We start from the raw sequence: 25,875 nt of genomic DNA, 5'->3' as shown, positions 1-25,875 counted from the left end.
TAATGGCGGATAAATTTCCCCCTATCGCATTTTCTTAGAATTTAATTATGATCGTTCTTGGTATCGAATCTTCTTGTGACGAAACCGGCATTGCTTTGTACGATACCCATCGCGGATTGCTATCCCATGCCCTACACTCACAAATCGCCATGCATCAAGAATATGGCGGCGTGGTACCTGAACTGGCTTCCCGCGATCACGTCAAACGTGCCCTGCCTTTATTACAAGAGACTTTGGACAAAGCGCAAATGAATCTGGCCGATATTGACGCCATCGCCTATACACAAGGCCCGGGGTTAGCTGGCGCTTTGCTGGTCGGTGCTTCTGTTGCATGTGGCTTAGGTTTAGCTTTAGACAAGCCGCTCATCGGCATTCATCATTTAGAGGGGCACTTACTGTCACCCTTACTCGCCAGCCAGCCACCTGAATTCCCATTTGTCGCGTTGCTGGTTTCTGGTGGACACACCCAATTAATGCGTGTTGATGGAGTCGGAAAATATAGTTTATTAGGCGAGACGCTCGACGATGCTGCAGGAGAGGCATTTGATAAATCAGCCAAATTACTTGGGCTCGATTATCCAGGTGGACCGGCAATCTCAAAACTGGCACTGACCGGAGATCCGCTGGTGCATCAATTTCCTCGCCCGATGTTGCATTCTAAAGATTTAAATTTCAGTTTCTCTGGGCTTAAAACTGCCGTACTCACCGCAGTAAAAAAATACCCGGAAGCTTTAACGGACAATGATAAAGCCAATGTCGCACGCGGTTTTGTCGATGCCATTATTGATGTGTTGGTCGCCAAGTGCCAAACCGCAATGAAGCAAACTGGCTTAAAGCGCTTGGTAATTGCTGGCGGTGTCGGTGCCAATCAACAATTGCGCGCGGCATTGAATGCTGCTGCCAATTCGTCCAATCCGAAAAAACGTTTCCAAGTCTATTATCCAGAACTAGAATTTTGCACAGACAATGGCGCAATGATCGCCTTCGCAGGTGCGATGCGCTTACAAGCTTATCCTGAGCTAGCAAGCAAAAACTATAGCTTCAATGTACGCCCGCGCTGGCCCTTACACGAATTAGTTTCGGCATAAAAAAAATCCCTCGTACCAACAGGCCGAGGGATATTTTTGTCTTCGATTTTTCATCAAGAAATTTGGCTAGTTTGGTGCTCCATGCCTAACAACAGATTACTTCTTCTTACTACCAATACGACTTTCTTTACCACTCATCAGGTTCGCAATATTTGACGCATGACGATAAATTAATAAAGCACTCATTACCGCGACAGCCAATAATGTGAAATTCGGGCCGAATAACAGACCATAATAAAATGGCGCGAACAATGATGCGATGAGTGCTGCGAGTGATGAGTATCGGAATGCATAAGCAACGATCAACCATGTCGCCAACGTTGCCAAACCTAGCCAAATATTAATCGCCAGTAGAACGCCCAAAGCAGTTGCCACGCCTTTGCCGCCAACAAATTTGAAGAACACTGGCCACAAGTGGCCGACAAAAACTGCTAAACCAACCGCCGCGATGGTCGTGCTGGTTAAAGCAAACTGTTCCTGAAAAACCATTGCCAGCCAAACCGCCAACCAACCTTTAAAACCATCGCCAATCAGTGTCAATACTGCAGCGGCTTTATTCCCCGAACGCAGAACATTGGTGGCGCCAGGATTTTTAGAACCATACGTGCGCGGATCGGATAAACCAAATAAACGACTTACCACCACGGCAAACGAAATTGAACCGATTAAATATGCCGCAACAATTGCGATCACTGCATTCATCTATTACTCCATCCTATTATTTTAAATTTAGTTTTGAATATTTTTTAGCAGAACAAGCAGACAAGCGCCACATTCTTACACATCAGTGTATGAAACTCTAGTGGATTTAGGGGAATGCCTTCTCTACAAAGCGCAATTGACGGGCTTGGCGGATAATAATTCCAACAGCAATGTTGGCGCGATGCCTATCAAATAACCGCGACGACCACCGTTCAAGTATATTTTTTCCAAATCTAAAATCGATGCCTCGACATAAACTGGCATTGCTTTCTTAGTGCCAAATGGTGAGGTGCCGCCGATCATATAACCAGAATGTCGCTGCGCCACTTCTGGCTTACAGGGTTCCACCGACTTACAAGCAATTTGGCGTGCCAGATTTTTGGTCGATACTGTTTTATCGCCATGCATCAACACAATCAAGGGCTTGGCATGCTCATCTTGCATGACTAAGGTTTTTACCACGACATGCTCTTCCACACCAAGCTCACGCGATGACACTGAAGTGCCGCCGTGCTCTTCGTAAGCATATGGATGCTCAGTAAATGTAGCGGCTTTTTTTCGCAGTAATTGGGTCGCAGGAGTTTCTGATACGTGTTCTTTTTTTGCCAAGATACTTCTCACAAGGTCTTTAAATATCAACTATTTTAACCGCGCGGATGATGCTGTGCATGCAGTTGTTTTAATCGTTCTCGCGCCACGTGTGTGTATATCTGTGTAGTCGAAATATCTGCATGCCCAAGTAGCAATTGCACGACACGCAAATCCGCACCATGATTCAGTAAATGTGTTGCAAACGCATGACGTAGTGTGTGCGGTGACAATGGTGAAGTGATCCCAGCACTCGCTGCGCATTTTTTAATCACCACCCAAAACATCTGACGTGTCATTGCACCGCCACGCGCGGTTACAAATAGAGCATCATCAATCTGCCCATCCAAAATTGCAGGTCTGCCCTCACTCAAGTAACGCTGCAACCACATCCGCGCCACTTCACCGAACGGTACTAAGCGAGTCTTGCTGCCCTTACCTGTAACTCGCAAAACGCCATCATTCAAACTTACTTCAAACGATTTCAAAGACACCAATTCCGTCACACGCAAGCCGCAAGCATATAAGAGTTCTAACATGGTACGGTCACGCAAACCCAGCGGTGTCTGATCGTCTGGTGCTTGCAATAGCGATTCAACTTGCGCTTCACTCAATGTTTTTGGCAAGCGATCGGGCTGTTTCGCCGATTTCAATTTGGTACAAGGATTAACGGCAATCTGATTTAGCCGAAACGCTTGCTGGTAATAGCGCTTCAACACCGACATACGACGATTCACCGAAGTCGCTTTAGAACTACTGTGCTTCGCCGCGACATAAGAAAATAGTTCTAACTCAGTTACCTGCAACAAATGTTTTTGATGCGTATGGTGCAACCATTCCGCAAACAAACGTAAATCGCGCCGATACGCCTCTAAAGAATTTTTCGCCAAGCCATCTTCTAACCATAAGCTATCGCAAAATTGGTCAATTTGCGCTTGCACCTGTGCTGGTAATTCTGTCGCGACTTTTTGCTCTACAAGCTTTACCACATAGACTCCTGATGCTGAGTTGGTTCGGTCTTACTGTACTCAGGCACACACTCTAAACGTAAAAGATAACGTTTGACACCTAAATGAAATCCGGTTTCGTCATCATGATGCGCAAAGCCACCAAGACCGCCAGACGCAGTCACACGATGACATGGAATCACCAGTGGGAACCAATTCGCACCGCAGGCCTGACCAACTGCACGTGGCGCTGACGCGATATGCTTTGCAATTTGTCCGTAAGTGCGTACTTGACCACGCGGGATACTGGAAATTGTCTGCCAAACTTTGTGCTGAAAAGTTGTTCCGACTGGCTTCAATGGTAGCGTAAATTGAAAATCAGGATCAGCAAAATAGCGATCGATCTGTTCAGCGGCAACTTGCGCGACCGCATCCGCTGGCGACTTTTCTTGAAAGCGCGGTGGTAGATAAACCAGTTCACTCACATGTGCATATTCGGTACGCACGCCGATGTAACCAAAGGGAGTGGGCACAATTGCGGAAAAAATTGCCGCTTCAATGATTGATTCGGGAGTTGCCATCACATATCCATTTAAAAGATTTACGTGATTGTCCTACAGAAACGCGCAAGAAAAAAGGCGCATCCAATGGATGCGCCTTCTAAAATTTTTCACGTTCGGGCTGTTTAGTCTCTTTGAACAGGACTCAGCTTATCTTGAAACGTGAATCTCCCCCCCTTTTGACTGCGCCCTACAAGGCACTATTATTGCACTTCCGTATTTCGTGTTTGCCGCTAATTTCCAATGATTTTTCGACTATCAGCATTTAATTTTGTATTGCACCTGAATCTACATTTCCTCTACATTCGCGATCATTTAATCTAGCAAATGATTAAGGTGTGCGAAATATAGCATGGCTTCTTAGCAAAGCGATCAAGGCATTTCATTAAAAAAAAAGCTTTGTTGCATTTGTGCTTCTGCAGCAGAGAAAGATCGCAAATCTCAAAAAAAATGTGCTAAATCAAAAATGATTTATCTTATTTTCCGAGTGGAAATGTTTTAGGCTAATTGACACACCATAAAAAATGCCACGAGCAAAGTCGTGGCATTCAAACTGACACTAAAACCTTAATTGATCTCCGCTTAGTTAGCAGTCTTAGCTGTAAATCAGGCGCGGCAACCAAGTTGAAATGATCGGCACATAAGTAATCAACATCAAAAAGGCGATCATCGTCATCAGCCAAGGTAACACTGCGACTGTCAATTCGGTGATACCCATTTTAGCGATGCCAGTAGCCACATAAAGATTCAAGCCAACTGGTGGATGACACATACCTACTTCCATATTCACCACCATAATAATGCCGAAATGCACAGGGTCGATACCTAACTTCATCGCTACCGGGAACAAGATAGGCGCCATGATTAACACGATAGAAGATGGCTCCATCACATTGCCTGCCAACAGCAATAAAATATTCACCACCAACAAGAAACTAATCATGCCAAAACCGCTATCAAGTATCCATGCAGCCATCGCTTGCGGAATATTTTCACTCGTCATTAAGAAGGAAAATAAAACGGCATTCGTGATGATATACAAGAGCATCGCCGACATCGCAGCAGAATCAATCAAAACTTTGGGCACTTGTTTTAGGCTCATATCTTTGTACACAAAGACCGCGACAATAAACGCATACACTGCGGATACTGCAGCCGCTTCTGTCGGCGTGAACATACCGGAATAAATACCACCCATTACAATCACGATCAGCAATAAGCCCCAAGCACTTTTACGGAAAGCGACAAATCGGTCTCCCCAAGTTGCTTTGACCATGCGCGGATAGTTATGCTTGCGCGCTAAATACCACGTCGTCAAACCGAGGAAAAATGCCAGCATTAAGCCGGGGATCACACCAGCCATAAACAGTTGGCCAACAGAGGTATTAGTCGATACCGAATACATCACCATCACGATCGAAGGTGGAATCAAAATGCCTAGAGCACCAGATGTCGTTATCACACCGGCACCAAATCCTTTTGGATAACCTTGTCTCACCATCGCTGGCATGATGATAGAGCCAATCGCCACCACGGTCGCAGGTGAGGAACCCGACACTGCTGCAAACAAAGCACAAGCCATCACACCAGCAATTGCTAAACCGCCATGCCAATGTCCAACCATTGAAGTGGCAAAATTAATCATGCGCCTGGCAACCCCGCCATGCGTCAAGAAATTACCTGCCAGAATAAAGAAGGGAATCGCCATGATTTCAAACTTTTCGATACCAGTAAAAAGCTTCAAGGCAACCGACTCAATTGGTACCGTCGTCATCGTGAACAAGAAGGTCAACACAGTTAAACCGAGCGCGATAGAAATCGGCATGCCGGTTAACATGAGCAACAATAACAGACTAAAAATAATCAGCGCGTTCATGCTTGTACCTCTTTATCCAGACCTTCAACATGCGAATGATCATGCTTAGGCAATTCGCCGCTACGAATGAAATGCCAAGCCACCTGCAAGAAGCGGAAAGACATCAAAAAAGATCCAAGTGGAATCGCCATATACACCCACCACATCGGGATTTCCATATCCGGTGAAGTTTGATCAGTCTGCGCGATGCCATATACAAAAAACGAGCCTAAACTACCGATGATCGCTGTGAACAAAGCGCCAGAACCAAGGCTGATCAAGGTGAACAGTTTCCGATTCTTTTCATTCATACGATTAACCAGCACATCAACCCCCACATGAATGCCAGAACGCACACCATAAGCGGCACCAAATTTCGCCATCCAGACGAATAAATAAATCGTCAATTCTTGTGCCCAACTCGTATTGAGGCTGATCAAATAATCCTGCACCACAGGAATATCAAAGCCCGACATATAGCGATGTACAACCGCGATAAAGGTAATCAAAGTCGCCGTTGCCATCAGCAAGGCGATCAAATACTCTTCCAAGTGATCAAGCAATTTCATGCCAGCTCCCGGTAAGAAAAAAAATAGATTGTTAGGAGTCAATCCAGCTGTCTTTTGCTGGATTGACGAGAGAGGAGAACTATTGCAAGCCGACTTTATTTCAAGCCCAATGCTTGCGCTTCTTTATGCACGCTTTGAATCAGGTCTTTACCGATACGCCCTTCCATGGAACGTTGAACTGGCATCAAGGCTTTGACCCATTCAGCACGTTCTTTATCAGTAGGAACATAAACCGTTGTTTTGCCCGATTTCTTCACTGCTTCTAAGGCATTATCGTTTTCGATTTGCGCAATCGCATTTGCGTATTGGCTTGCCGATTTCATCGCCTTATTTAATTCTGTACGAATGTCAGCTGGCAAGCCATCCCAGAATTTTTTGTTCACAATGACTGCATAGCCAAGGTAACCATGATTCGTCATGGTTACGTGTTTTTGCACTTCGTGCATTTTCTGCGTGTATAAATTCGATGGCGGATTTTCTGTACCATCCACAACACCTGTTTGCAGCGCCTGATAGACCTCAGAGAAAGCCATCACCTGTGGATTTGCACCAAGTGCTCGCATTTGGGCATCAAGCACTTTAGACGATTGTATACGCAGCTTCTTGCCTTTTAAATCGGTCGGTACTCGCATAGGAATATTCGATGACATGACTTTAAAACCATTATCCCAAAATCCCAAACCAGTAATACCTTTTGACTCTAATTTAGCTAATAAGCTTGCACCAACCGGACCTTCCGTCACGCGATGCAAAACATCACGATTTTGAAAGATATAAGGCAAGTCAAACACCTCAAATTCTTTTACACCCAGCGGGCCAAACTTCGCCAACGACGGTGCCAACATTTGCACCGCACCGAGCTGCAGCGCTTCTAACTCTTCTTTGTCTTTGTACAAGGTACTGTTTGGATAGAGTTCGACCTTGACTCGACCTTTGGTTGCTTTCTCAGCGAGCTCTTTAAATCGTTCAGCTGCTTTACCTTTTGGCGTGTCGTTCGCAACCACATGACTAAATTTGATCACAATCGGATTTTGCGCCATAGCTGTGCCACTCAAACCTAAGCCTGCTGCAAGTAAGGAAGTCGCCCCAATTGCGCTGAGCAAATAACGCAGGGTATGACGTTTTTGCTGATGAATATCTTGATGTTTCATAAAAGTCTCCTAGTTTAATAATTGTGCAAACATTATTAGCCGTTCACAGACAATTACACAACTGTGGTTAACCACAATGTCGCCATATAGTGACAAAAGCTTGTTAAAGTGCGCTTTGACCAAGAGTTCAGCTACACTTTTGATATGAAAATCAAGACCTTACCTAGTCAGCTATTCCCAAGCTCTTTACCTTGGTTGCTGCCTATTGTTTTGGTGCTGCTATTCGTCGCGGTGTTGATCTGGCTACCTTGGCAAGCGCAAAGGATGGAAACCAACGAGCGTCAAGAACAATTAATCGCCGATACTTTGTGGGTGGAACAAGCCTTGCAATTTCAGCTGAATCGTCATCAGGAGAGCTTAGCGAATATTGCCGAGGATTTCGCTAGCGGCAAAGTCAGCAATGATGTGCTTAGCGCACGTTTGCGTTTATATGCGACGAATAATCATGAAATTGCCGATCTCGCTCTGTGGGACGCGCAAGACAAGATGGTAGCGAGTAATATTGAAATCCATCCAAATTCGCCGCCCGATTCTTTTACAGAGGCGTTGAACGCTAACGCGAACTTCACCCAGCGATTACACAAACCTTCTTGCGTGAAGAGTCAACAACAAGCCGCCAGTCTAGTCACGCTATATTGCCGCTTTCCTTTATTTCGAGACAAAAGTTATCTCGCCAGCGTGACGGTTAGCTATCGACTACAAACTCTATTAGATGAAACTGTACCTTGGTGGTTTGCGCAAGAAAATGAAATTTCTTTATATGATCAAGACGAAAAACTTCTGGCGAAACGTGCAGCTGGCGGCCCTGGGAAAAACGTCTATACACATAATCGCGCACTTGAGTTTCCGCAACTCAGTTTAAATCTGCATACCAATAGCACGAAAGCAGAACCAAAACTACTGTCGAATTTATTGGTCGTATCTGTAGTGTTACTGTCGCTAGGTCTGGTATGGAGTTTGATTGCACTATGGCGCGACATCAACCGGCGCTTGCAAGCAGAGGGCGCATTACGCAAAGAAGCCGCTTTCAGAGCTGCGATGGAAAACTCGTTAATCACCGGTCTGCGCGCACGGGATATGGAAGGCAGGCTCACTTACGTCAATCCCTCCTTCTGCAAAATGTTAGGTTTCCCAGCTGAAGAACTCGTTGGAAAACTTCCACCTATGCCGTACTGGGCACCAGAAGAAATCACCGAATACGAAAATCGTTTCGCGCAAATCTTGACGGGCACCGTACAACCTGAAGGCTTTGAAACCATCTACCAACGCGCCAATGGCGAACGATTTCCAGTCTTGATTTATGAATCCCCCTTAGTCGATGACAACGGCAAACAGACTGGCTGGATGAGTTCGATCTTGGATGTCTCTGAGTTAAAACGTGCGCAAGAACTCAGTCGCCAACAAGAGGAGAAATTGCATCAAAACGCGCGTTTGGCGACCATGGGTGAAATGGCGTCGATGCTCGCACATGAACTCAATCAACCTCTTGCCGCCATCTCAAGTTATGCAACTGGAGCCTTAAATATTCTCAAGCAAGAACAGCAAATTGACCAGCAATCCCTAAGCGAAGCTTTAGAAAAAACCACGCAACAAGCGCAACGCGCAGCGCAAGTCATACGCAGCGTGCATCAATTCGTCAAAAAGCGCGAAGCGAGTCGTGCTTTGTTTCCAATTTCTACCTTGCTGCAAAGTGTGATGCCTTTGATCGCACTACAAGCGCAAAGTGCGCATATCCACGTGCAATATCAAATCGACCCCGATTTACCAGAAGTCTTAGGCGATCAAGTGTTGATAGAACAAGTTATCTTGAATTTGACCCGTAATGCGATCGAAGCGATGCACAATGTCGCCTATGCAAAAAGACAGATGCAAATACACGCACACGTGATTGCTGACCCACATCTACCGCACAGTCAGTTGCTGCTAATCCAAATTATCGATCAAGGACATGGCGTCACGGCAGAAGTCGCCGAACAATTATTCTCGCCTTTTTTCTCTACCAAAGCGGCTGGTATGGGCATGGGTTTAAACATTTGCCGGACTGCGATAGAGTTTCATGGCGGCAGCTTAAAATATCGCGCTAATCCTGCGGGTGGCACGGTGTTCGAATTCACACTCCCTTGCAACGCCAACAAAGATGAATCAAACATGGAGCAAGCCTAAGCGATGTTACATATTGTTGATGATGAAGAAGTGGTACGAGACGCCCTGCTGTGGCTAGCACGCTCACGCCAGATCGAGGCAAAAACTTACGCCAATGGTGAAACATTTTTAGCTGCTATTGATGAAGCAGCCACATCAGGAACTGGCTTAAGTTTTTCCCCCAAAGGAGATTGTCTGTTACTCGACGTCAGGATGGCGGAACTCAGCGGTACCGCCTTATTCGATATCTTAAGCGCTCGTCAATTAACCCAAAGATTACCCGTGATTTTTCTCACTGGGCATGGTGATGTACCGATGGCGGTGGATAGTTTGAAACGCGGGGCCTTCGATTTCTTTGAGAAACCGTTTAATGACAATGCCCTAATGGATAGAGTTGAACAAGCCTTACAACAATCCATTAAAGCTGGTGAAGCCCATCAAGTGCAATTACGTTTGCAAAGCTTGTCGCAACGAGAACATGAAGTGCTTGAGCTGATTTTACAAGGCAAGATGAATAAGAACATCGCTGACGAACTCGGCATCAGCATGCGCACCGTGGAAGTGCATCGCGCCCATATTTTTGACAAAATGCAGATCAAGTCTGCGGTGGAGCTAGCGGGCTTATTGAAATAATCTAGGCTAGATGTTGCGCTAAAGCCCACTGCACATGCTCGCGCACAAGCTCCGAACTATCGTCCAAACGCGCCTGCAAGGCTTGTACAATATCCGCTCTGCCTTTGAATTCACTTGCGGCATTCCCCAACCCCACGGCGAGATTACGCAACCACTTCTCATAGCCTATGCGCCGGATTGGACTGCCCTCCATTCTGCGTAAAAAATCGGCTTCGCTCCAAGCAAATAGGTCGAGCATCGTGCGCTGATCCAAGCCATGGCGCACCTCGAAATCATTCACCGTGGCAGTTTGCGCAAATTTATTCCAAGGACAATACAGCTGGCAATCATCACAGCCATACACGCGATTACCAATCAGGGGACGCAATTCAACAGGAATCGCGCCATGTAGTTCTATCGTCAAATAAGAAATACATCGCCGCGCATCTAGTTGATATGGCGCGACTATCGCCTGCGTCGGACAAACATCAATACAGGAACGGCATTGACCGCAATGATTACTGGTCGGCGGATCAACCGGCAAAGGAATATCGACAAGAATCTCACCTAAGAAGAACAAAGACCCCGCTTCACGGGTCAGCAATAAAGTATGCTTACCACGCCAACCTAGGCCAGCTTTCTCTGCCAATGCCACTTCCATCACGGGCGCAGAATCGGTGAACACACGATAACCAAAATCACCAACTTTCGCGGCAATCGCCTCAGCCAAATGTTGCAAACGTTGGCGCAAGACTTTGTGATAGTCCCGCCCTCGCGCATAAATCGAAATTACGGCTTGATCCGCCGCACGCGATTTTTCGACTTCGCGCCAGTCATCTGGCGTATCGCTGGGAAGGTAATCCATACGTGCCGTGATCACCCGCACTGTTCCGAGCACCAACTCATCGGGTCGGTAGCGTTTGCTGCCATGGCTTTCCATATACGCCATCTCACCATGAAAGCCAGCGGCAATCCAAGCTTGATAGCCATCCACCACATGCGACAAATCCACATCGCTAATCCGCACATCGGCAAACCCAACTTGCTTGCCGAGTTCTTTGATTTCTTGCGCAAGTTGGACGTAATCAGTCATGTTATGGTATGTTTTGAGCCTTCTAAGGCAGCAAAGAATTCAGAATGCAACATTATAAGACAAGCTTGGTGGATGAAGCGGCAACACAAGCCCTAGGCAAAAGTTTAGCGCACTGCTTACAGGTGGGCATCGTGATTAATTTACATGGCGATTTGGGCGCAGGTAAAACCGCCCTAACCCGCGCCATCTTACACGCTGCGGGTCATCAAGGCACGGTCAAAAGTCCAACCTATACTCTTGCGGAACCGTATGAAATCCTAGTGCAAGGACAAGTCACCAAATTAATGCACTTTGACCTTTATCGCATGCGTAGCCCTGATGAGTTTATCGAAGCGGGCTTTCGTGATGAAATGAATGAACAAACCATTTGCATCATCGAATGGCCTGAGAAAGCCGATGGCATTTTACCTTTACCCGATTTAGAAATACATTTTGCTATTATTGATGTCGGGCGCGAGGTAGAATTGCGCGCCTTGTCAGAAAAAGGCAAGGTCTGTTTAAGCCAATTGCACTTTGCACCAAATCTTTAAGTTTGAATTGATTATGTCTAGCCGCCCTCCTGCTCCACGCCGTATCTTCCTCAAAGCAGGCGCTACTCTGGTTCTATCCGTGCTCGCGCCTGCGGCAGCAAACGCGATGCAAATTTTGGCGGTGCGGGTTTGGCCCGCGGCTGACTATACGCGCGTTACTTTAGAAAATGATGCGGAGCTTAAGGCCACGCATTTTCTGGTCAAAGATCCGAATCGCATGGTGGTAGAAATTGAAGGTTTGACTTTAAATTCCACTTTAAAAGACCTCGTCGCTAAAATTCAAACCAATGACCCTTACATCAAGCAAGTGAGGGTAGGACAAAATCGCCCGAACGTCGTGCGTCTGGTATTTGATTTAAAAGAAGAAATTAATCCGCAAGTTTTTAGCTTAAAACCGATTGGTGATTATCAACATCGCTTGGTGTTTGATTTATATCCTGCCAATCCAGTTGACCCAATCACTGCCTTAATTGAAAAAGGCGAATGGCAAAAAGACGATGCGCTTACGGCTGCCATGTCTGGCAATGGCAAGGCCTATAGCACAAGTAGTAAGAATGAAAATAAAGTCGACGGCAAGACGGAACAAAAAACTGACAAACCGGTCGGCAATCAGCAAATTCGCATGATTACCATTGCTCTAGACCCCGGTCATGGTGGTGAAGATCCCGGCGCAATCGGTCGCGCTGGCAGTCGTGAAAAGGACGTGGTCTTGGCCATTGCCAAACGTCTCAAACAAAAGCTAGAACAAGAAGACAATATGCGCGTGATGTTGACGCGTGATGGCGATTTTTTTGTGCCGCTGCAAACCCGCGTAAAGAAAGCGCGTGGCGTACAAGCTGATTTGTTTGTCTCCATCCATGCCGACGCGTTTATCGAGCCAAGAGCACGCGGCTCTTCGGTATTCGTTTTATCGGAAAAAGGTGCAAGCTCGACCGCGGCTCGCTGGCTGGCAAAAAAAGAAAATGACGCTGATTTGATCGGCGGCATCAATCTTAAAGATCAAGACAAGCAGTTAGCTGGTGTCTTACTCGATCTTTCCACCACAGCACAAATCAACGATAGTATGAAAGTGGGCAAGGTGGTTTTAAAGGAAATTTCAGGGGTAAATCGCTTGCATAAACCGGCTGTAGAACAGGCCGGATTTGCGGTCTTAAAAGCACCGGATATTCCTAGTATTTTGATTGAATCCGCCTTCATCTCCAATCCCGAAGAAGAAGCGCGCTTAAGCGATGAAGCCTATCAGGATGAATTAGCGGAAGCGATTGTCAGAGGAATTAAGAAATACTTTGCCAAAAATCCGCCATTGAATCGTGGGAAGATTGCTTGATACTTGCTGTTTGTTGTCACTCCTGCGTAGGCAGGGATCCAGCGGCGTTGGCTAAACAATTGAAGACACTGGATTCCTGCTAAAGGCACGCAGGAATGACGAACAAGTCTATTCCGAAATTTTCTTCACCTCGCAAATGAACGAAGCACTTAAAACGAAGGAACATGTAGGGCGGGTGAAACCCGCGCCGCCAGTCTATCGAGCACATAAGCAGCCCATAAGCAGCGCGGGTATCACCCGCCCTACGAATTCTGCACTGCCACAAGAAATTCAATGAAAGTGTGCAACTAAGAGAACAATAAAGTTGAGGCTCACTTCGTCATTCCTGCATGCTCTTAGCAAGAATCCAGCGGCGTTAGTTGAACACTCAAAGACGCTGGACTTCTGCCTACGCAGGAGTGACGACCAATTGGAGAATTTTTCCAATGTCTAGCAACTAAACTCCCATCAAAACGCCGGCACCACAGCCCCTTTATACCGCTCTTGAATAAACTTCTTCACTTCCGGTGAATTCAAGGCCGCAGCCAATTTCTTAAATGCTGGGCTGTTCTTATTATCTTCACGCGCGACCAATAAGTTTGCATACGGCGAATTCGCATCTTCGATAAATAAGGAATCTTTTAAAGGATTCAATTTCGCCTCAATAGCATAATTAGTGTTAATCAAAGCCAGATCAACTTGACCCAAAATACGCGGCAAAGTGGCGGCTTCTAACTCTTTGAACTTCAAATTTTTAGGATTCTCGATAATGTCTTTTTTGGTGGCGGAGATATTATTCATATCCTTTAATTTCAACAGTCCCTGCTTCGCTAATAAAATCAAAGCGCGCCCAGAATTGGCTGGATCATTTGGAATCGCAATCGTCGCGCCAATGGGCAAATCGCTGAGTTTTTTATACTTACTAGAATAGCCAGCAAATGGTTCTACATGCACTTTCACCAGCGGCACTTGCAGATCATTTTTATGGCTTTTCTTAAATTCGTTCAAGTAAGGTTGCGTCAAGTAATAATTACCATCCAAACGCTTTTCATTGACCTGTACGCCGGGCTGAATGTAGTCGGTAAATACCTTGATTTTCAGCGTCACACCTTGTTTAGCAAGCTGAGGTTTAACGAATTCCAAAATCTCTGCATGTGGGACAGGATTAGCTGCAATGGTTAAAGTGTCTTGCGCTTGCGCCATACTCGTGCACAAGAACAAACTCAAACCAGTAAGGGTAAAAATACGACGACTTTGTTGGAATAAAACGGACATAGCAACTCTCTGTATTGTGATGAATTTTTTGTGACAATTTTCTTAGTGCGACGAAATGATTTTCACTCCTTCCCCCTATCAATTATGTAGGGGAAGGCTGGGATGGGGATGGGTTGGGTTCTATCAAAATGCACAGCCTTGCCAACTAAAACCCATCCCCACCCTAGCCCTCCCCTTGAAAGGGAGGGAACTTTTAGTAATGCACAAACTTGTGTGGTGAATGATGATTACTTACGCGTAAACTTAGCGACTAACAAATCGCCCCACCATTGAAACAACTGAACCAAGATCACCAAGATCGCCACCGTCACGATCATGACTTCAGTTTGAAAACGTTGATAACCATAACGCAAAGCCAGATCACCCAAACCGCCACCACCAATCACGCCCGACATCGCGGAATAAGACACGAGAGCAATCGTCGTCACCGTCGCCGCTGCCAATAATCCCGGCAAGGCTTCTGGCAGCAATGCTTGCAAAATGATTTGGTGCGTTTTAGCACCCATCGCCTGACAAGCTTCGATGATGCCTTTATCGACTTCACGCAAGACGTTTTCGACCAAGCGTGCAAAGAATGGCGTCGTACCGATCACCAAAGGTGGAATTGTTCCTGCCACGCCCAAAGAAGTGCCGACCAAAATCAAAGTCAAGGGAATCAAGACAATCAACAAAATAATAAAAGGCACAGAACGAAGCATGTTGACCACGAACGACAAAAGCGCATAAACGCCGCGTTGTTCCAACAATTGTTTTTTACCGGTCAAAAATAACAGTACACCCAAAGGCAAGCCTAACAAAATAGTGAATACCAAAGAAACGCCTGTCATCGTTAGCGTATCAAGCGTCGCTTGTAAAATATCTTCCCAATCAATCACTGAAAAATCCATCTTAGTTCTCCTGCGTTTGATCTGCGGTGGGATTAATGGAACTCTGAACCAAGTGATTCAACACATCAACGCGAATATTTGCTTGTCCTAATAGCTTTAAGACTTTATCAATTTCAGATTCTGATCCCAATACTTCGACAATCAACTGACCGTAAGGTGTATTTTTGATTCGGGCAATCACACCTTGCAAAATCGTGATTTCTGCACTGGTCTGCGCAGTGATGCGGCTCAGTATGGGTTCATGCGTTGCGTTACCAACATAGGTTAAACGCAATAGATAACTATGTTCTGCAAGATTGCCTCGCTGGGCTAACTCTTGCAGCAAACTCAAATCCAAGGCTTGATTTTCTGCGACCAAACTTTGTGTAACCGCATGACGTGGATGCAAAAACACTTCGACCACATTGCCAGTTTCGACAATTTCACCACTATCAATCACTGCGACGCGATCACAAATACTGCGTATGACTTGCATTTCGTGCGTAATCAAGACGATCGTCAATCCCAGCTTTTGATTAATGTCGAGCAGCAGCCGCAAAATCTGTTGTGTCGTTTCGGGATCAAGTGCCGAGGTCGCTTCATCACATAACAATAAGTGCGGATAGTTAGCTAACGCACGAGCGATGCCAACTCTTTGCTTTTGACCACCAGACAATTGGGCTGGATATTTATTCGCATGCTCTTGCAAGCACACCAATTCGATCAATTCGGCGACCCGTTTTGCACGCTCTTCAGCGGTATATTTTCCGGTCAACTTAAGTGGAAATTCAATATTTTGCGCAACGGTTTTCGCGCTCAATAAATTGAAATGTTGGAACACCATACCAATACGTTGACGCAGATTCTGCAACTGAGTCGTATCGAATTGGGTGATGTCTTCACCCTCAAAAATCACCTTGCCACGACTTGGGCGTTCTAATAAATTCAATGCTCGCAGCAAGGTACTTTTGCCAGCGCCAGAGCGACCAATGATGCCAAACACTTCGCCTTGTGCGATGTGCAAATTGATATTACGCAGCGCAGAGACTTGTCGTCCCTGCACCAAATAATCTTTTTCTAACTGCACGATTTCTATCACGGAGGAATTCCCTTTTGGTTGTTCGCGATTGAGCAAGGCTGGATAAAGCCGAACCAACAATCAAGACATTCTATAGAACTCGCCTAGCACTTTCCAATCTTTTAAAAAGCTTAGCTTATAAGTCCAAAGAATTTAGAGCCTTATGCAGAAATGTCCGCATCAACTTCTACCGTAGAATCGCATGCCACATCCGCTGCAATCGAGCGACGAACCCAATATCGTAATATAGGTTCTAAAAAAACAGGCAGAACAGACAAGTAATGTGCAGGGCGCAGCAGCATACCGCATCGATATTGTCGTGCTTGGGCATGCCATTCAAGAGCACGACAACTGCCGCGCCACTGCCAAAGAAAAAGTCGAGAAACGGGACAAGGACTGGCTGCACAACAAACGCCACAGCCATTACAGCATTGTCCCGCTTTCGGTTTGAGTGGTGCCTCTGACTGCAACCAAATTACTTCATGCTGAACGCCAGAGGGTTTCATCGACGAGAAAAATTAAGAAGTTTTCTTAGCAAATAACTTACGACCAAACTTCCATGCCAAACCCAAAATAATCGGCACAATGGCTGCACCAACACCGATCATCACAATGATAGAAAGATTATTTTTAATCAGAGGAATATGGCCAAAATAATATCCAGCCAAAATCAAAGAGACTATCCAAAGAATAGCGCCAAGCACATTGTAGAACTGAAAATTACGATGACTCATTTCAGAAAAGCCCGCGACAAATGGGGCAAAGGTACGCACGATCGGTGTAAAACGCGCTAAGACGATGGTTTTACCGCCATGCTTTTCATAGAAAGCATGGGTCTTTTCCAGCGCACCTTTATCAATCCAACGTGAATTGCCCGCCATCACCCTGTGACCAATCGTGCTTCCTATCCAGTAATTAATCGAGTTACCTGAGATCGAAGCAAATAACAGAATCGCAATTAGAAACCATGGATCCATGGCACCAGCGGCGCAGAAAGTTCCAGCGATAAACAACAGGGAATCACCAGGCAGAAACGGAAAAACAACGAAGGCGGTTTCACAAAATATGATCGCAAACAGCACCACGTAAATCAAGGTGCCATATTGTTCTATCAGTTGCCCCATCTTATCGACATGCAACACCATATCCAAAAACTGCATAAAATCCATAATGCTCAACTTTCAGTGAGGGCAAATTCTATTGATTAAATTGAATAAAAAAGTCACGAGAGATCGACTCGCGGCGACATCATACACTAAGCGAACACAGTTATAATGCCAGCATGACGACAACATTATCTCCCCGCCCCATTCAGGCGCTGCCTGATCATTTAATTTCTCAAATTGCTGCTGGCGAAGTGGTGGAACGACCCTCCGCCGTAGTAAAAGAATTACTCGAAAATGCATTGGATGCCGGTGCTACGAGTATCACCGTACGCTTGGAAGAAGGCGGTGTTAAACGCATCGCCATTATCGATAATGGGCGCGGCATCCCTGCCGATCAGTTACCACTGGCGGTGCAACGCCATGCAACTTCCAAAATCAGTTCCTTAGAAGAATTAGAAAATGTTGCGACCCTAGGTTTTCGTGGTGAAGCATTAGCGTCAATTTCCTCGGTCGCGATTTTGACTTTGACCACCCGCACTGCCGAAGCACCGCACGCTTGGCAAATTGAAAGTGGCAAAATCACGCCGGCATCTGGTGCGCAAGGCACTACGGTGGATGTACAAGATTTGTATTACAACACGCCAGCTCGCCGTAAGTTTTTAAAATCGGAACAAACGGAATTTGGTCATTGCGCCGAGGTCGTGCGTCGTATCGCATTAGCACGACCTGATGTTTCGTTTTCTTTATCGCATAATGGTAAAACCGTTGATCACTGGAATGTCAGTGCGATCGACAAACGTAGTGCAACGATTTTGGGCGATGGCTTTGCCAATGCGCGCTTAGCCGTTGACGAATGCGCAGGACCTTTGCGTTTGCATGGTTTCATCGGCTTACCAACTGCTTCCAAAGGCCGCGCCGACGCGCAATATTTTTATGTGAATGGCCGCTTTGTACGCGACAAACTATTGACGCATGCAGTCCGTGCCGCCTATCAAGATGTCTTGCATGGTGATCGTTATCCGTCCTACGTCATCGCGCTCGACCTCGATCCCGCACTGGTCGATGTCAATGTGCATCCGTCCAAGATCGAAGTACGTTTCCGCGATAGCCGTGCCGTGCATCAATTTGTCTTCCATGCGGTCAATCGTGCGTTGGCACAAACCTCGGCGACTGCTTTCGGAACCGTGCCAGCACCAGCAACAGCAGGCTTAGGCGAAGCGACAAGCAATAATGGACGCATGCCGTGGATAAGTGGCGAGCAAACCAGCTTTTCAGCGCAATTTGCATCGCCGGCTTTTGGCATCAAAGACAGTGATCTAAACCAAAGTGGCAGCTACGGTGGCAATGCAGGTAATAGTGCTGGCTACGATTACAGTTTCATGCAACAACGTGCGCAGGGCGCAGGCGTGGCTCAATCCGCAGAAAGTTACGGCGCATTTTTTGGTGGCAAGACAGCACAAGCCGGTGAATCCAATCTACCAAACGACGATCATCCACTCGGCTTCGCACTCGCCCAATTACATGGCATCTATGTACTAGCACAAAACAGTAAGGGCTTAGTTCTAGTCGATATGCATGCAGCACACGAACGCATTTTGTACGAGCAACTCAAAAATGCTTTGGACGAAAATGCCATGCCTGTGCAATCATTATTAATTCCCATGACCTTCCACGCCGATGGCATCGAAGTCGGCACCGCAGAAGAAAATCAAGATATTTTAAAATCACTGGGCTTTGATATCGCGGCTATCTCACCGACTACATTAGCCGTGCGTGCGGTACCTGCTTTATTGAAAAACGCCGACGCCCAATCTTTAGCGCGCGATGTCTTACGCGAAGTTCGCGAATTTGGCGGCTCACGTGTGCTAATCGATAGACGCAACGAATTACTCGGCACCCTCGCCTGCCACACCGCCGTGCGCGCCAATCGCAGCTTGACGATTGTTGAGATGAACGCGTTGTTACGCCAAATGGAACAAACTGAACGTGCCGATCAATGCAATCATGGACGACCAACTTGGGTGCAACTGGGATTGAATGACCTAGATAGGATGTTTATGCGTGGGCAGTAATGTCATCAAACACCTTATTCGGGCGCATCGCGTTGTTGCACTTACTCGCAATACCGACGTATTGCTCCGTCCAGCGCCTAGCACTGCATCCCGACTAAGACGTTTTCTGACATTACTAGAACTCTAAGGTCTCTAACAATTTTAAAAACATGCACCAACAAAAAATCATCGCCATCATGGGCCCCACCGCTTCCGGAAAAACCGCAGCGGCCTTGGCGATTGCGCGTGAAGTTCCTGCCGAAATCATTTCTGTCGATTCGGCGCTCGTCTATCGCGACATGAATATAGGCACAGCAAAACCCAACGCCGAAGAGCTCGCCGCCGCCCCGCATCATTTGATCGACATTATCGATCCAAGCGAAGCCTATTCCGTCGCCCAATTCTTAAACGACAGCGCACGATTGGTCAAAGAGATACGCGAGCGCGGCAAGCTCCCGATTTTGGTTGGCGGCACCATGATGTACTACAAAGCCTTGATCAACGGCATCGACGATCTACCACCAGCCGATCCCGCCATCCGCGCGCAACTCGACGCTGACATGGTAGAAATTGGCGCACCAGGCTTACACGCACGGCTAGCGCAAGTCGATCCGATCACAGCAGCGCGCTTGCAGCCCAACGATAGCCAACGCATACAACGCGCTTTAGAAATCTATCAGCTCACAGGGCAAGCGATGTCCTCGCTCATCGCCCAGCAACCAAGAGCGGCAGCGCCTTTCGACTTATTGCCGATATCTCTAGAACCAAGCGAGCGCAGCTTCCTACACGAGCGTATCGCCAAACGCTTTGGCATCATGTTGGAACAAGGATTCATTGACGAAGTGCGCCAACTCAAGCAAAGACCCGATTTGAATGCAGATTTGCCATCCATACGCTGCGTAGGCTATCGCCAAGCTTGGGAATATTTAGATGGCAGCATAAGCTACCAAGAAATGCGCGAGCGCGGCATCATCGCCACCCGCCAGCTAGCCAAGCGCCAACTAACTTGGTGTCGCTCAATTCCAGAACGCGTGATCGTTGATTGCACCAAAGACAATATTAACGAACAGGTTTTACAGCACAGCCTCGCCACCATCGCAAAGAATTAATAGGTTTTTAAGCGATGTTAAGCTATTTTAACGAGATCACGGTAGCAATCCAGATTAATTCTTGACGCACCACACATCCACTGGCATAATCTTGGGCTTCTTGGTGATATAGCTCAGTTGGTTAGAGCACAGCACTCATAATGCTGGGGTCGGTGGTTCAAATCCACCTATCACCACCAGAACACAAAGCCCTGTTAGCAATAACAGGGCTTTTTTGTTTTTGTTGTAGAAAGAAATAAACATATCATTCTGCCTTCTAGATTCCCCGCAAACTCACTTACAATGCTTGCGAGCAAATCAATCCGTGACTAAGGACTAGCACAATGGGCGACATAGTTTACGTAATGACCAATGAAGCGATGCCAGGCATCATCAAAATTGGTTACACCGACAATATAGAAAATCGCATCAAAACTTTAGATCGCACGTCTCTCCCCCTTCCGTTTGAATGCCACTACGCAGCCCGCGTTGCAAACGCGTTCGAGATTGAACGCATTTTGCATACCCTGTTTGCGGAACAACGCATACGACCCAATCGTGAATTCTTTCGTTTATCGCCAGAAAAAGTGGTTACGGCATTGCGCTTAACGCCGCATCAAGATGTCACGCCACGCATCGGGATATTCGAAGACGCAGAAGAGCAACGTGCTGTTACAGAAACACGCGCAAGACGTGATCGCATTAATCTGCGCGCAATTAATGTGCCTGTCGGTGCAGAACTAGTTTTTTCTCGCGATACCGACATCAAATGCACAGTGCTCAATGAAACCCAAATCGACTACCAAGGAACAGTCACCAGTCTATCACGCTCAGCACTCAACATTCTGCAAGCCAAAGGTTATAGCATAGGCAGCGTCAGTGGCTCGGTCTTTTGGATGTATGAAGGTGAAACACTGGACGAACGCCGCCAACGCATTGAGAGCGAACAATTTGAAAGTGCACCGTAGCTCAGCATGAACAACTCATGCGTTGCAAAGATTTATCCAACAAAAACACAAAAAAACTAAGAACAATATGACCGACCAAAACGAACAAGAATTCCTCAACAATCTAGAGAAAAAACTCTGGACCAGTGCCAACAAACTTCTGCCCTCACTCGACGCCTCGCAATACAAGCACGTCATGCTGGGGCTGGTGTTTTTAAAATATGTGTCCGATGCGTTTGATATTCGCCGTGACGAACTCAAGGCGCAATTCACAAATCCTAAACACGACTATTTTATTGATCCCGCCGATTTTGATGACGATGCCGACTACCAAACCGACATCGCAGCAGAACTTGAAGGACGCGATTACTATCTAGAGACCAATACCTTCTGGGTGCCGCCCGTCGCGCGCTGGCAATTTTTACGTGACAAAAACAAAGTCGTTATTGGCGGCGCAGAATTATCTATTCAAGTCAAAAACAGAACCAAGAAGATTAAAATCAGTTCGGTTGGTCATTTAATTGATTCCGCCTTAGAAGCGATTGAACTCGATAATGAGAAAAAACTCAAAGGCGTACTCAATAAACGTTATACCCAACTGCAAATCGACCAAGCCAAACTCTGTGAATTGATTGATTTGATTTCCACCATTCCGTTTAGGCACAAATCCTTATCAAGCAAAGATATACTCGGCCACGTCTACGAGTATTTTCTAGGGCAATTCGCATTAGCCGAAGGCAAAAAAGGCGGCCAGTTTTATACACCCAAAGCCATCGTCAGTCTCATCGTGCAAATGCTAGAGCCCTACAAAGGCCGCGTGTACGATCCAGCGATGGGCTCGGGTGGTTTCTTTGTACAGTCGGAACAATTCATTCGTGAACATCAAGATCGAAAGACGAAACAATCAAGCGGGAATCTTGAAATCTCGATTTACGGCCAAGAATACAACCACACCACCTGGCAACTTGCCGCCATGAACATGGCAATACGCGGTATTGATTTTAATTTCGGCAAAGAACCAGCCAACACCTACACCAACGACCAACACCCTGACCTGCGCGCCGACTTTGTGATGGCGAACCCGCCTTTCAATATGAAAGAGTGGGACACTGGTGTTGATGACAATGACCCGCGCTGGGTCTATGGTCGCCCACCATCAGGCAATGCCAATTTTGCGTGGTTGCAGCACATGCTCTACCACCTGGCGCCAAATGGCAGCATGGGCTTATTGCTGGCCAATGGTTCCATGAGCTCTAACACTAGCGGCGAAGGTGATATTCGCAAAGCGTTGATCGAAAATGATTTAGTCGAATGCATGGTTGCCCTGCCGGGGCAACTCTTCACCAACACCCAAATCCCCGCTTGCATCTGGTTCCTGACCAAAAACAAAAACGCACGCACGGCGGCAAGTGGTCGTCAACTGATAGACCGCAGAAACAAAGTGCTGTTCATCGATGCGCGTAATCTCGGCTATATGAAAGACCGCGTGTTACGCGACTTTACGCAAAATGACCTTAACAAGATATGCGATGTGTATCACGCATGGCAAACGGGTAAAGATTATGAAGATCAAAAAGGCTTTTGTTCTAGCGCGAATTTGACTGAGATCCAAAAACACGATTACGTACTGACACCAGGTCGCTATGTGGGAGCCGAAGATGTGATAGATGATGGAGAAGCTTTTGTCGACAAAATGGCACGTTTGACTGCGCAATTGAAAACGCAGTTTGAAGAAAATGATCGATTGGAAGCGAAGATTAAGAAGAACTTGGTGGGGTTGGGCTATGAAATTTAAGGAGTACTCGTTCCGTAGTCTATTGTCAGAGATTATTGATAATCGAGGGAAAACAGTGCCAACCGCTGAGGAAGGCATTCCATTAATTGCGACAAACTGCATTAAAAACGAAACTTTGTATCCTTCGTACGACAAAGCAAGGTATGTGTCTGAAAACACATATAAGACTTGGTTTCGTGGGCATCCGAAGCCTGGAGATATGGTTTTCACGTGCAAAGGCTCACCTGGGAGAGTTTGTTGGGTACCTGATCCGATAGATTTTTGCATAGCGCAAGACATGGTGGGCATTCGTGCAAATGAAAAAATTGTTTACCCTAAATATCTTTTTGCATTACTCAGATCAGAAGAAACCCAAAATAAAATCTTGAACATGCACGTTGGGAGTTTGATTCCTCATTTTAAAAAAGGCGATTTCGGAAATCTCTATTTCGATATCCCTTTGGACATGGAGTACCAAAGAAAAGTTGGCGACACTTATTTCGATTTTTGCCTAAAGATTGAGTCGAACCGCCAAACCAACCAAACCCTAGAACAAATCGCACAAGCCCTATTCAAGAGTTGGTTTGTCGATTTCGAACCCACACACGCCAAGATCGCCGCCAAAGAAGCTGGCGCATCGCCTGAAGAAATCGAACACGCCGCCATGTGCGCCATCAGCGGCAAAACCCCAGACCAACTAGCCCAAAACCACCCAAAAACAATAACGAAACTAAAAGCCACCGCAGCCCTATTCCCAGGTGTTTTGGTGGATTCGACGTTGGGAAAGATACCGGAGGGGTGGGTAGTGAACAACTTAAAGTCCGTCACAACTGAAATACGACGAGGCATTTCCCCAGCATACGTGGATGAAAATGGCGTCTGCGTCATTAATCAAAAATGCATTCGAAATCACAAAATAGATTTTTCATTTTCTAGACTCAATGACCCAATCAAAAAGAAAGTTGAGGATCGCCTGCTTCAAGTCGGCGATGTACTAGTTAACTCGACTGGCGTTGGTACACTCGGTCGTCTTGCGCCGATCAGATATTTGGCCGTACCCACAGCTCACGACAGCCATGTAACAGTCGTCCGAGCAAACACTAGTGAAATATCGAGGTCATTTCTAATAGGCTTAATGCTTGAAAATGAGACGTTTATCAAGGCTAGCGGGATTGGCAGTACTGGACAAACTGAACTTAATCGGCAAGTCTTAGAAAATATATCCTTTGCAAAGCCAACACTGGCTTTAAGTCTATTTTTTGAGTCAATCGTCGAACCTATGAATCATCAAATTGCAATCTTTGAGCAACAAGAAAGCTCACTCTCCAAAACAAGGGACAATTTATTACCAAAACTGCTCTCCAATGAATTGGAGGCCGGGAATGTCAATTGAAAAAGTAAAAAAGAGCACCGAGTTAATTGAAACGGTCGAACGTTTCTTACAAACAGGTTACGAGGCGAATCATCAGTTCAATGAAGCAATTGATGGCGAAGAGCCACTTATAGTCAGAAGCATTAAGGAACCTGACAATGAATATCGCTACGACGCCAGCGAAATTCTTTATTGGGTTGATCGAAATGCATATTGGGATGAATTCGATAGTTGGAATGGCGAGCAAATCAAAGACAAGTATTCTGCCTGTATTAATTTCATTCAAGATACTGACCAATCCGCAGTTTTTCTAGATCTTGTCGCACTTATTCGTAAGAAAAAAATTGCGCCATTTTTGGGGGCAGGCGTTTCTCGCGCGGCGGGATACCCAATATGGGGCGAAGCCTTGCAATCCCTTAGCAAAAAAATCGCCAGTTTTGACGCGACTGCTTTTCAAGAACTACTTCAGGACAATAAATATTTAGAGGCAGCACAAACCATCGCGGATGCCTCACAGGTTCAGTTAAATAACTATGTCCAAACTACGTTTCGTACTAAGTTTGAAAACGAAGAGGATCGCGAGCAAATTCCACGAATATTTAAACACCTTTACAGACTCGCTAACGGCTGCATCATTACCACCAATTTTGATCCGCTTATAGAAGAGACGTTTAAATTGAAAGGTGCTCCGTTGACCGACGCATATATGTATGGTCTGCAAGCGGGCAATAATTTTGTCCAACGATTGCTCAAGGGTGATCGCTGCATCTTGAAGTTACATGGTGATGCGAGCCAATCTTCGTCTTATGTATTCACCGCAGAACAGTATCAAAACGCTTACGGCGATCCTATCGATTTTAGCAAGCAACTGCCCCGAGCATTGCGCCAAATCTATATTTCAAATTCATTGCTTTTTCTAGGTTGCTCCTTGAATCAAGATAAGACACTTGAGCTATTTCAGCAGGTAAAAACGAGTGCAGAGTTTGATATACCTGAGCATTTCGCCTTCTTACCTGAGACTAGTAACCCGTCCGAAAGACAAGCTACAGAGGAACGTTTGTTGATATTGAATATTCGTCCGATCTGGTACTCTAGTGAAAATTACCATGAAATGCTTCCGTTGCTTATTGAGTTAGCGATTGATATCTCTGAGCATCGTCTGAACCTCAAATAAT

The 25,875-nt window shown here is 46.1% G+C and carries 24 protein-coding genes and 1 tRNA gene; 13 read left to right on the top strand and 12 right to left on the bottom strand.

From position 1 onward, the window contains the following. The first annotated feature begins 47 nt into the window (after positions 1–47). Positions 48–1,088, top strand: a complete 1,041-nt coding sequence (tsaD, locus tag H8K33_RS09560) for a tRNA (adenosine(37)-N6)-threonylcarbamoyltransferase complex transferase subunit TsaD (RefSeq protein ID WP_186890790.1) — start codon at positions 48–50, stop codon at positions 1,086–1,088. 96 nt (positions 1,089–1,184) lie between these two features. On the opposite strand, the gene plsY is transcribed toward tsaD, so the two are convergent. The 7 genes from plsY to H8K33_RS09525 all read right to left on the bottom strand — a co-directional run bounded on the left by plsY (position 1,185) and on the right by H8K33_RS09525 (position 7,349). Beyond that, a complete protein-coding gene (gene plsY / locus H8K33_RS09555) occupies positions 1,185–1,790 on the bottom strand; it encodes a glycerol-3-phosphate 1-O-acyltransferase PlsY (protein WP_186890789.1) in 606 nt (201 codons plus the stop codon). A 123-nt stretch (positions 1,791–1,913) separates the two neighbouring features. Then, entirely contained in the window at positions 1,914–2,402 is a 489-nt protein-coding gene (locus H8K33_RS09550) for a YbaK/EbsC family protein (protein WP_186890991.1), read from the bottom strand. A 32-nt stretch (positions 2,403–2,434) separates the two neighbouring features. After that, positions 2,435–3,367 (bottom strand): site-specific tyrosine recombinase XerD, encoded by a 933-nt coding sequence (gene xerD / locus H8K33_RS09545; RefSeq protein WP_343043802.1) that lies wholly within the window; start codon positions 3,365–3,367, stop codon positions 2,435–2,437. Continuing rightward, positions 3,361–3,906, bottom strand: coding sequence for a methylated-DNA--[protein]-cysteine S-methyltransferase (locus H8K33_RS09540; protein WP_186890788.1), 546 nt, complete (start codon positions 3,904–3,906; stop codon positions 3,361–3,363). The genes xerD and H8K33_RS09540 overlap by 7 nt, the downstream gene beginning before the upstream one ends. A gap of 574 nt (positions 3,907–4,480) precedes the next feature. Next, positions 4,481–5,761, bottom strand: coding sequence for a TRAP transporter large permease (locus H8K33_RS09535; RefSeq protein WP_186890787.1), 1,281 nt, complete (start codon positions 5,759–5,761; stop codon positions 4,481–4,483). After that, positions 5,758–6,309, bottom strand: a complete 552-nt coding sequence (locus H8K33_RS09530) for a TRAP transporter small permease (protein ID WP_186890786.1) — start codon at positions 6,307–6,309, stop codon at positions 5,758–5,760. The genes H8K33_RS09535 and H8K33_RS09530 overlap by 4 nt, the downstream gene beginning before the upstream one ends. Before the next feature lie 95 nt (positions 6,310–6,404). Continuing rightward, complete coding sequence (locus H8K33_RS09525) at positions 6,405–7,349, bottom strand: TRAP transporter substrate-binding protein (protein ID WP_246443507.1); 945 nt, start codon at positions 7,347–7,349, stop codon at positions 6,405–6,407. 255 nt (positions 7,350–7,604) lie between these two features. On the opposite strand from H8K33_RS09525, the gene H8K33_RS09520 reads away from it, so the two are divergent. Both H8K33_RS09520 and H8K33_RS09515 read left to right on the top strand, forming a co-directional pair. Next, complete coding sequence (locus tag H8K33_RS09520) at positions 7,605–9,623, top strand: two-component system sensor histidine kinase NtrB (RefSeq protein ID WP_186890784.1); 2,019 nt, start codon at positions 7,605–7,607, stop codon at positions 9,621–9,623. Between the two features lie 3 nt (positions 9,624–9,626). After that, positions 9,627–10,235, top strand: coding sequence for a response regulator transcription factor (locus H8K33_RS09515; protein WP_186890783.1), 609 nt, complete (start codon positions 9,627–9,629; stop codon positions 10,233–10,235). Between the two features lies 1 nt (position 10,236). Here the strand turns inward: H8K33_RS09515 and queG are convergent, their stop codons facing one another. Next, positions 10,237–11,307, bottom strand: a complete 1,071-nt coding sequence (queG, locus tag H8K33_RS09510; RefSeq protein WP_186890782.1) for a tRNA epoxyqueuosine(34) reductase QueG — start codon at positions 11,305–11,307, stop codon at positions 10,237–10,239. A 44-nt stretch (positions 11,308–11,351) separates the two neighbouring features. On the opposite strand from queG, the gene tsaE reads away from it, so the two are divergent. Both tsaE and H8K33_RS09500 read left to right on the top strand, forming a co-directional pair. Next, a complete protein-coding gene (gene tsaE / locus H8K33_RS09505; RefSeq protein WP_186890781.1) occupies positions 11,352–11,837 on the top strand; it encodes a tRNA (adenosine(37)-N6)-threonylcarbamoyltransferase complex ATPase subunit type 1 TsaE in 486 nt (161 codons plus the stop codon). 13 nt (positions 11,838–11,850) lie between these two features. Then, a complete protein-coding gene (locus H8K33_RS09500; RefSeq protein ID WP_186890780.1) occupies positions 11,851–13,164 on the top strand; it encodes an N-acetylmuramoyl-L-alanine amidase in 1,314 nt (437 codons plus the stop codon). Between the two features lie 447 nt (positions 13,165–13,611). Here the strand turns inward: H8K33_RS09500 and H8K33_RS09495 are convergent, their stop codons facing one another. From H8K33_RS09495 to H8K33_RS09485, 3 genes are all read right to left on the bottom strand, one after another. Beyond that, positions 13,612–14,418 carry a MetQ/NlpA family ABC transporter substrate-binding protein gene (locus H8K33_RS09495; protein ID WP_186890779.1) on the bottom strand — a complete coding sequence of 269 codons (807 nt, stop codon included), beginning with the start codon at positions 14,416–14,418 and terminating at the stop codon, positions 13,612–13,614. A gap of 227 nt (positions 14,419–14,645) precedes the next feature. Further along, positions 14,646–15,305: a methionine ABC transporter permease gene (locus tag H8K33_RS09490; RefSeq protein WP_186890778.1), complete on the bottom strand. Its 660-nt coding sequence runs from the start codon at positions 15,303–15,305 to the stop codon at positions 14,646–14,648. 1 nt (position 15,306) lies between these two features. Continuing rightward, positions 15,307–16,383 carry an ATP-binding cassette domain-containing protein gene (locus H8K33_RS09485; protein ID WP_186890777.1) on the bottom strand — a complete coding sequence of 359 codons (1,077 nt, stop codon included), beginning with the start codon at positions 16,381–16,383 and terminating at the stop codon, positions 15,307–15,309. Positions 16,384–16,645: 262 nt separating this feature from the next. On the opposite strand from H8K33_RS09485, the gene H8K33_RS19730 reads away from it, so the two are divergent. After that, on the top strand, positions 16,646–16,813 hold the full coding sequence (locus H8K33_RS19730) for a hypothetical protein (protein WP_222613363.1): 168 nt from the start codon (positions 16,646–16,648) through the stop codon (positions 16,811–16,813). A gap of 67 nt (positions 16,814–16,880) precedes the next feature. Here the strand turns inward: H8K33_RS19730 and H8K33_RS09475 are convergent, their stop codons facing one another. Then, positions 16,881–17,531, bottom strand: a complete 651-nt coding sequence (locus tag H8K33_RS09475) for a VTT domain-containing protein (RefSeq protein WP_186890775.1) — start codon at positions 17,529–17,531, stop codon at positions 16,881–16,883. Between the two features lie 113 nt (positions 17,532–17,644). Between H8K33_RS09475 and mutL the strand changes: the two genes are divergently transcribed. The 7 genes from mutL to H8K33_RS09440 all read left to right on the top strand — a co-directional run bounded on the left by mutL (position 17,645) and on the right by H8K33_RS09440 (position 25,874). After that, positions 17,645–19,540 (top strand): DNA mismatch repair endonuclease MutL, encoded by a 1,896-nt coding sequence (mutL, locus tag H8K33_RS09470; RefSeq protein ID WP_186890774.1) that lies wholly within the window; start codon positions 17,645–17,647, stop codon positions 19,538–19,540. 149 nt (positions 19,541–19,689) lie between these two features. After that, entirely contained in the window at positions 19,690–20,628 is a 939-nt protein-coding gene (gene miaA / locus H8K33_RS09465; protein ID WP_186890773.1) for a tRNA (adenosine(37)-N6)-dimethylallyltransferase MiaA, read from the top strand. 102 nt (positions 20,629–20,730) lie between these two features. Continuing rightward, positions 20,731–20,807 (top strand) — tRNA-Met (locus H8K33_RS09460). A 144-nt stretch (positions 20,808–20,951) separates the two neighbouring features. Then, positions 20,952–21,575: a GIY-YIG nuclease family protein gene (locus H8K33_RS09455; protein ID WP_186890772.1), complete on the top strand. Its 624-nt coding sequence runs from the start codon at positions 20,952–20,954 to the stop codon at positions 21,573–21,575. Positions 21,576–21,642: 67 nt separating this feature from the next. Then, a complete protein-coding gene (locus tag H8K33_RS09450) occupies positions 21,643–23,349 on the top strand; it encodes a class I SAM-dependent DNA methyltransferase (protein ID WP_186890771.1) in 1,707 nt (568 codons plus the stop codon). Next, positions 23,339–24,721, top strand: a complete 1,383-nt coding sequence (locus tag H8K33_RS09445; RefSeq protein ID WP_186890770.1) for a restriction endonuclease subunit S — start codon at positions 23,339–23,341, stop codon at positions 24,719–24,721. The genes H8K33_RS09450 and H8K33_RS09445 overlap by 11 nt, the downstream gene beginning before the upstream one ends. Next, positions 24,711–25,874 carry an SIR2 family protein gene (locus H8K33_RS09440; protein ID WP_186890769.1) on the top strand — a complete coding sequence of 388 codons (1,164 nt, stop codon included), beginning with the start codon at positions 24,711–24,713 and terminating at the stop codon, positions 25,872–25,874. The genes H8K33_RS09445 and H8K33_RS09440 overlap by 11 nt, the downstream gene beginning before the upstream one ends. Position 25,875: the final 1 nt, after the last annotated feature.

This window comes from Affinundibacterium amnicola (assembly GCF_014284275.1).
Lineage (GTDB): Bacteria > Pseudomonadota > Gammaproteobacteria > Burkholderiales > Burkholderiaceae_D > Undibacterium > Undibacterium amnicola.
This window is presented reverse-complemented; position numbering and strand designations above follow the sequence as displayed.

Bases quoted from the DNA above. Each gene is read 5' to 3' on its own strand.
- tsaD (WP_186890790.1), top strand. From the start codon at position 48: ATGATCGTTCTTGGTATCGAATCTTCTTGTGACGAAACCGGCATTGCT.
- plsY (WP_186890789.1), bottom strand. From the start codon at position 1,790: ATGAATGCAGTGATCGCAATTGTTGCGGCATATTTAATCGGTTCAATT.
- H8K33_RS09540 (WP_186890788.1), bottom strand. From the start codon at position 3,906: ATGGCAACTCCCGAATCAATCATTGAAGCGGCAATTTTTTCCGCAATT.
- H8K33_RS09535 (WP_186890787.1), bottom strand. From the start codon at position 5,761: ATGAACGCGCTGATTATTTTTAGTCTGTTATTGTTGCTCATGTTAACC.
- H8K33_RS09530 (WP_186890786.1), bottom strand. From the start codon at position 6,309: ATGAAATTGCTTGATCACTTGGAAGAGTATTTGATCGCCTTGCTGATG.
- H8K33_RS09525 (WP_246443507.1), bottom strand. From the start codon at position 7,349: ATGGCGCAAAATCCGATTGTGATCAAATTTAGTCATGTGGTTGCGAAC.
- H8K33_RS09520 (WP_186890784.1), top strand. From the start codon at position 7,605: ATGAAAATCAAGACCTTACCTAGTCAGCTATTCCCAAGCTCTTTACCT.
- H8K33_RS09515 (WP_186890783.1), top strand. From the start codon at position 9,627: ATGTTACATATTGTTGATGATGAAGAAGTGGTACGAGACGCCCTGCTG.
- queG (WP_186890782.1), bottom strand. From the start codon at position 11,307: ATGACTGATTACGTCCAACTTGCGCAAGAAATCAAAGAACTCGGCAAG.
- tsaE (WP_186890781.1), top strand. From the start codon at position 11,352: ATGCAACATTATAAGACAAGCTTGGTGGATGAAGCGGCAACACAAGCC.
- H8K33_RS09500 (WP_186890780.1), top strand. From the start codon at position 11,851: ATGTCTAGCCGCCCTCCTGCTCCACGCCGTATCTTCCTCAAAGCAGGC.
- H8K33_RS09495 (WP_186890779.1), bottom strand. From the start codon at position 14,418: ATGTCCGTTTTATTCCAACAAAGTCGTCGTATTTTTACCCTTACTGGT.
- H8K33_RS09490 (WP_186890778.1), bottom strand. From the start codon at position 15,305: ATGGATTTTTCAGTGATTGATTGGGAAGATATTTTACAAGCGACGCTT.
- H8K33_RS09475 (WP_186890775.1), bottom strand. From the start codon at position 17,531: ATGGATTTTATGCAGTTTTTGGATATGGTGTTGCATGTCGATAAGATG.
- mutL (WP_186890774.1), top strand. From the start codon at position 17,645: ATGACGACAACATTATCTCCCCGCCCCATTCAGGCGCTGCCTGATCAT.
- miaA (WP_186890773.1), top strand. From the start codon at position 19,690: ATGCACCAACAAAAAATCATCGCCATCATGGGCCCCACCGCTTCCGGA.
- H8K33_RS09455 (WP_186890772.1), top strand. From the start codon at position 20,952: ATGGGCGACATAGTTTACGTAATGACCAATGAAGCGATGCCAGGCATC.
- H8K33_RS09450 (WP_186890771.1), top strand. From the start codon at position 21,643: ATGACCGACCAAAACGAACAAGAATTCCTCAACAATCTAGAGAAAAAA.
- H8K33_RS09445 (WP_186890770.1), top strand. From the start codon at position 23,339: ATGAAATTTAAGGAGTACTCGTTCCGTAGTCTATTGTCAGAGATTATT.
- H8K33_RS09440 (WP_186890769.1), top strand. From the start codon at position 24,711: ATGTCAATTGAAAAAGTAAAAAAGAGCACCGAGTTAATTGAAACGGTC.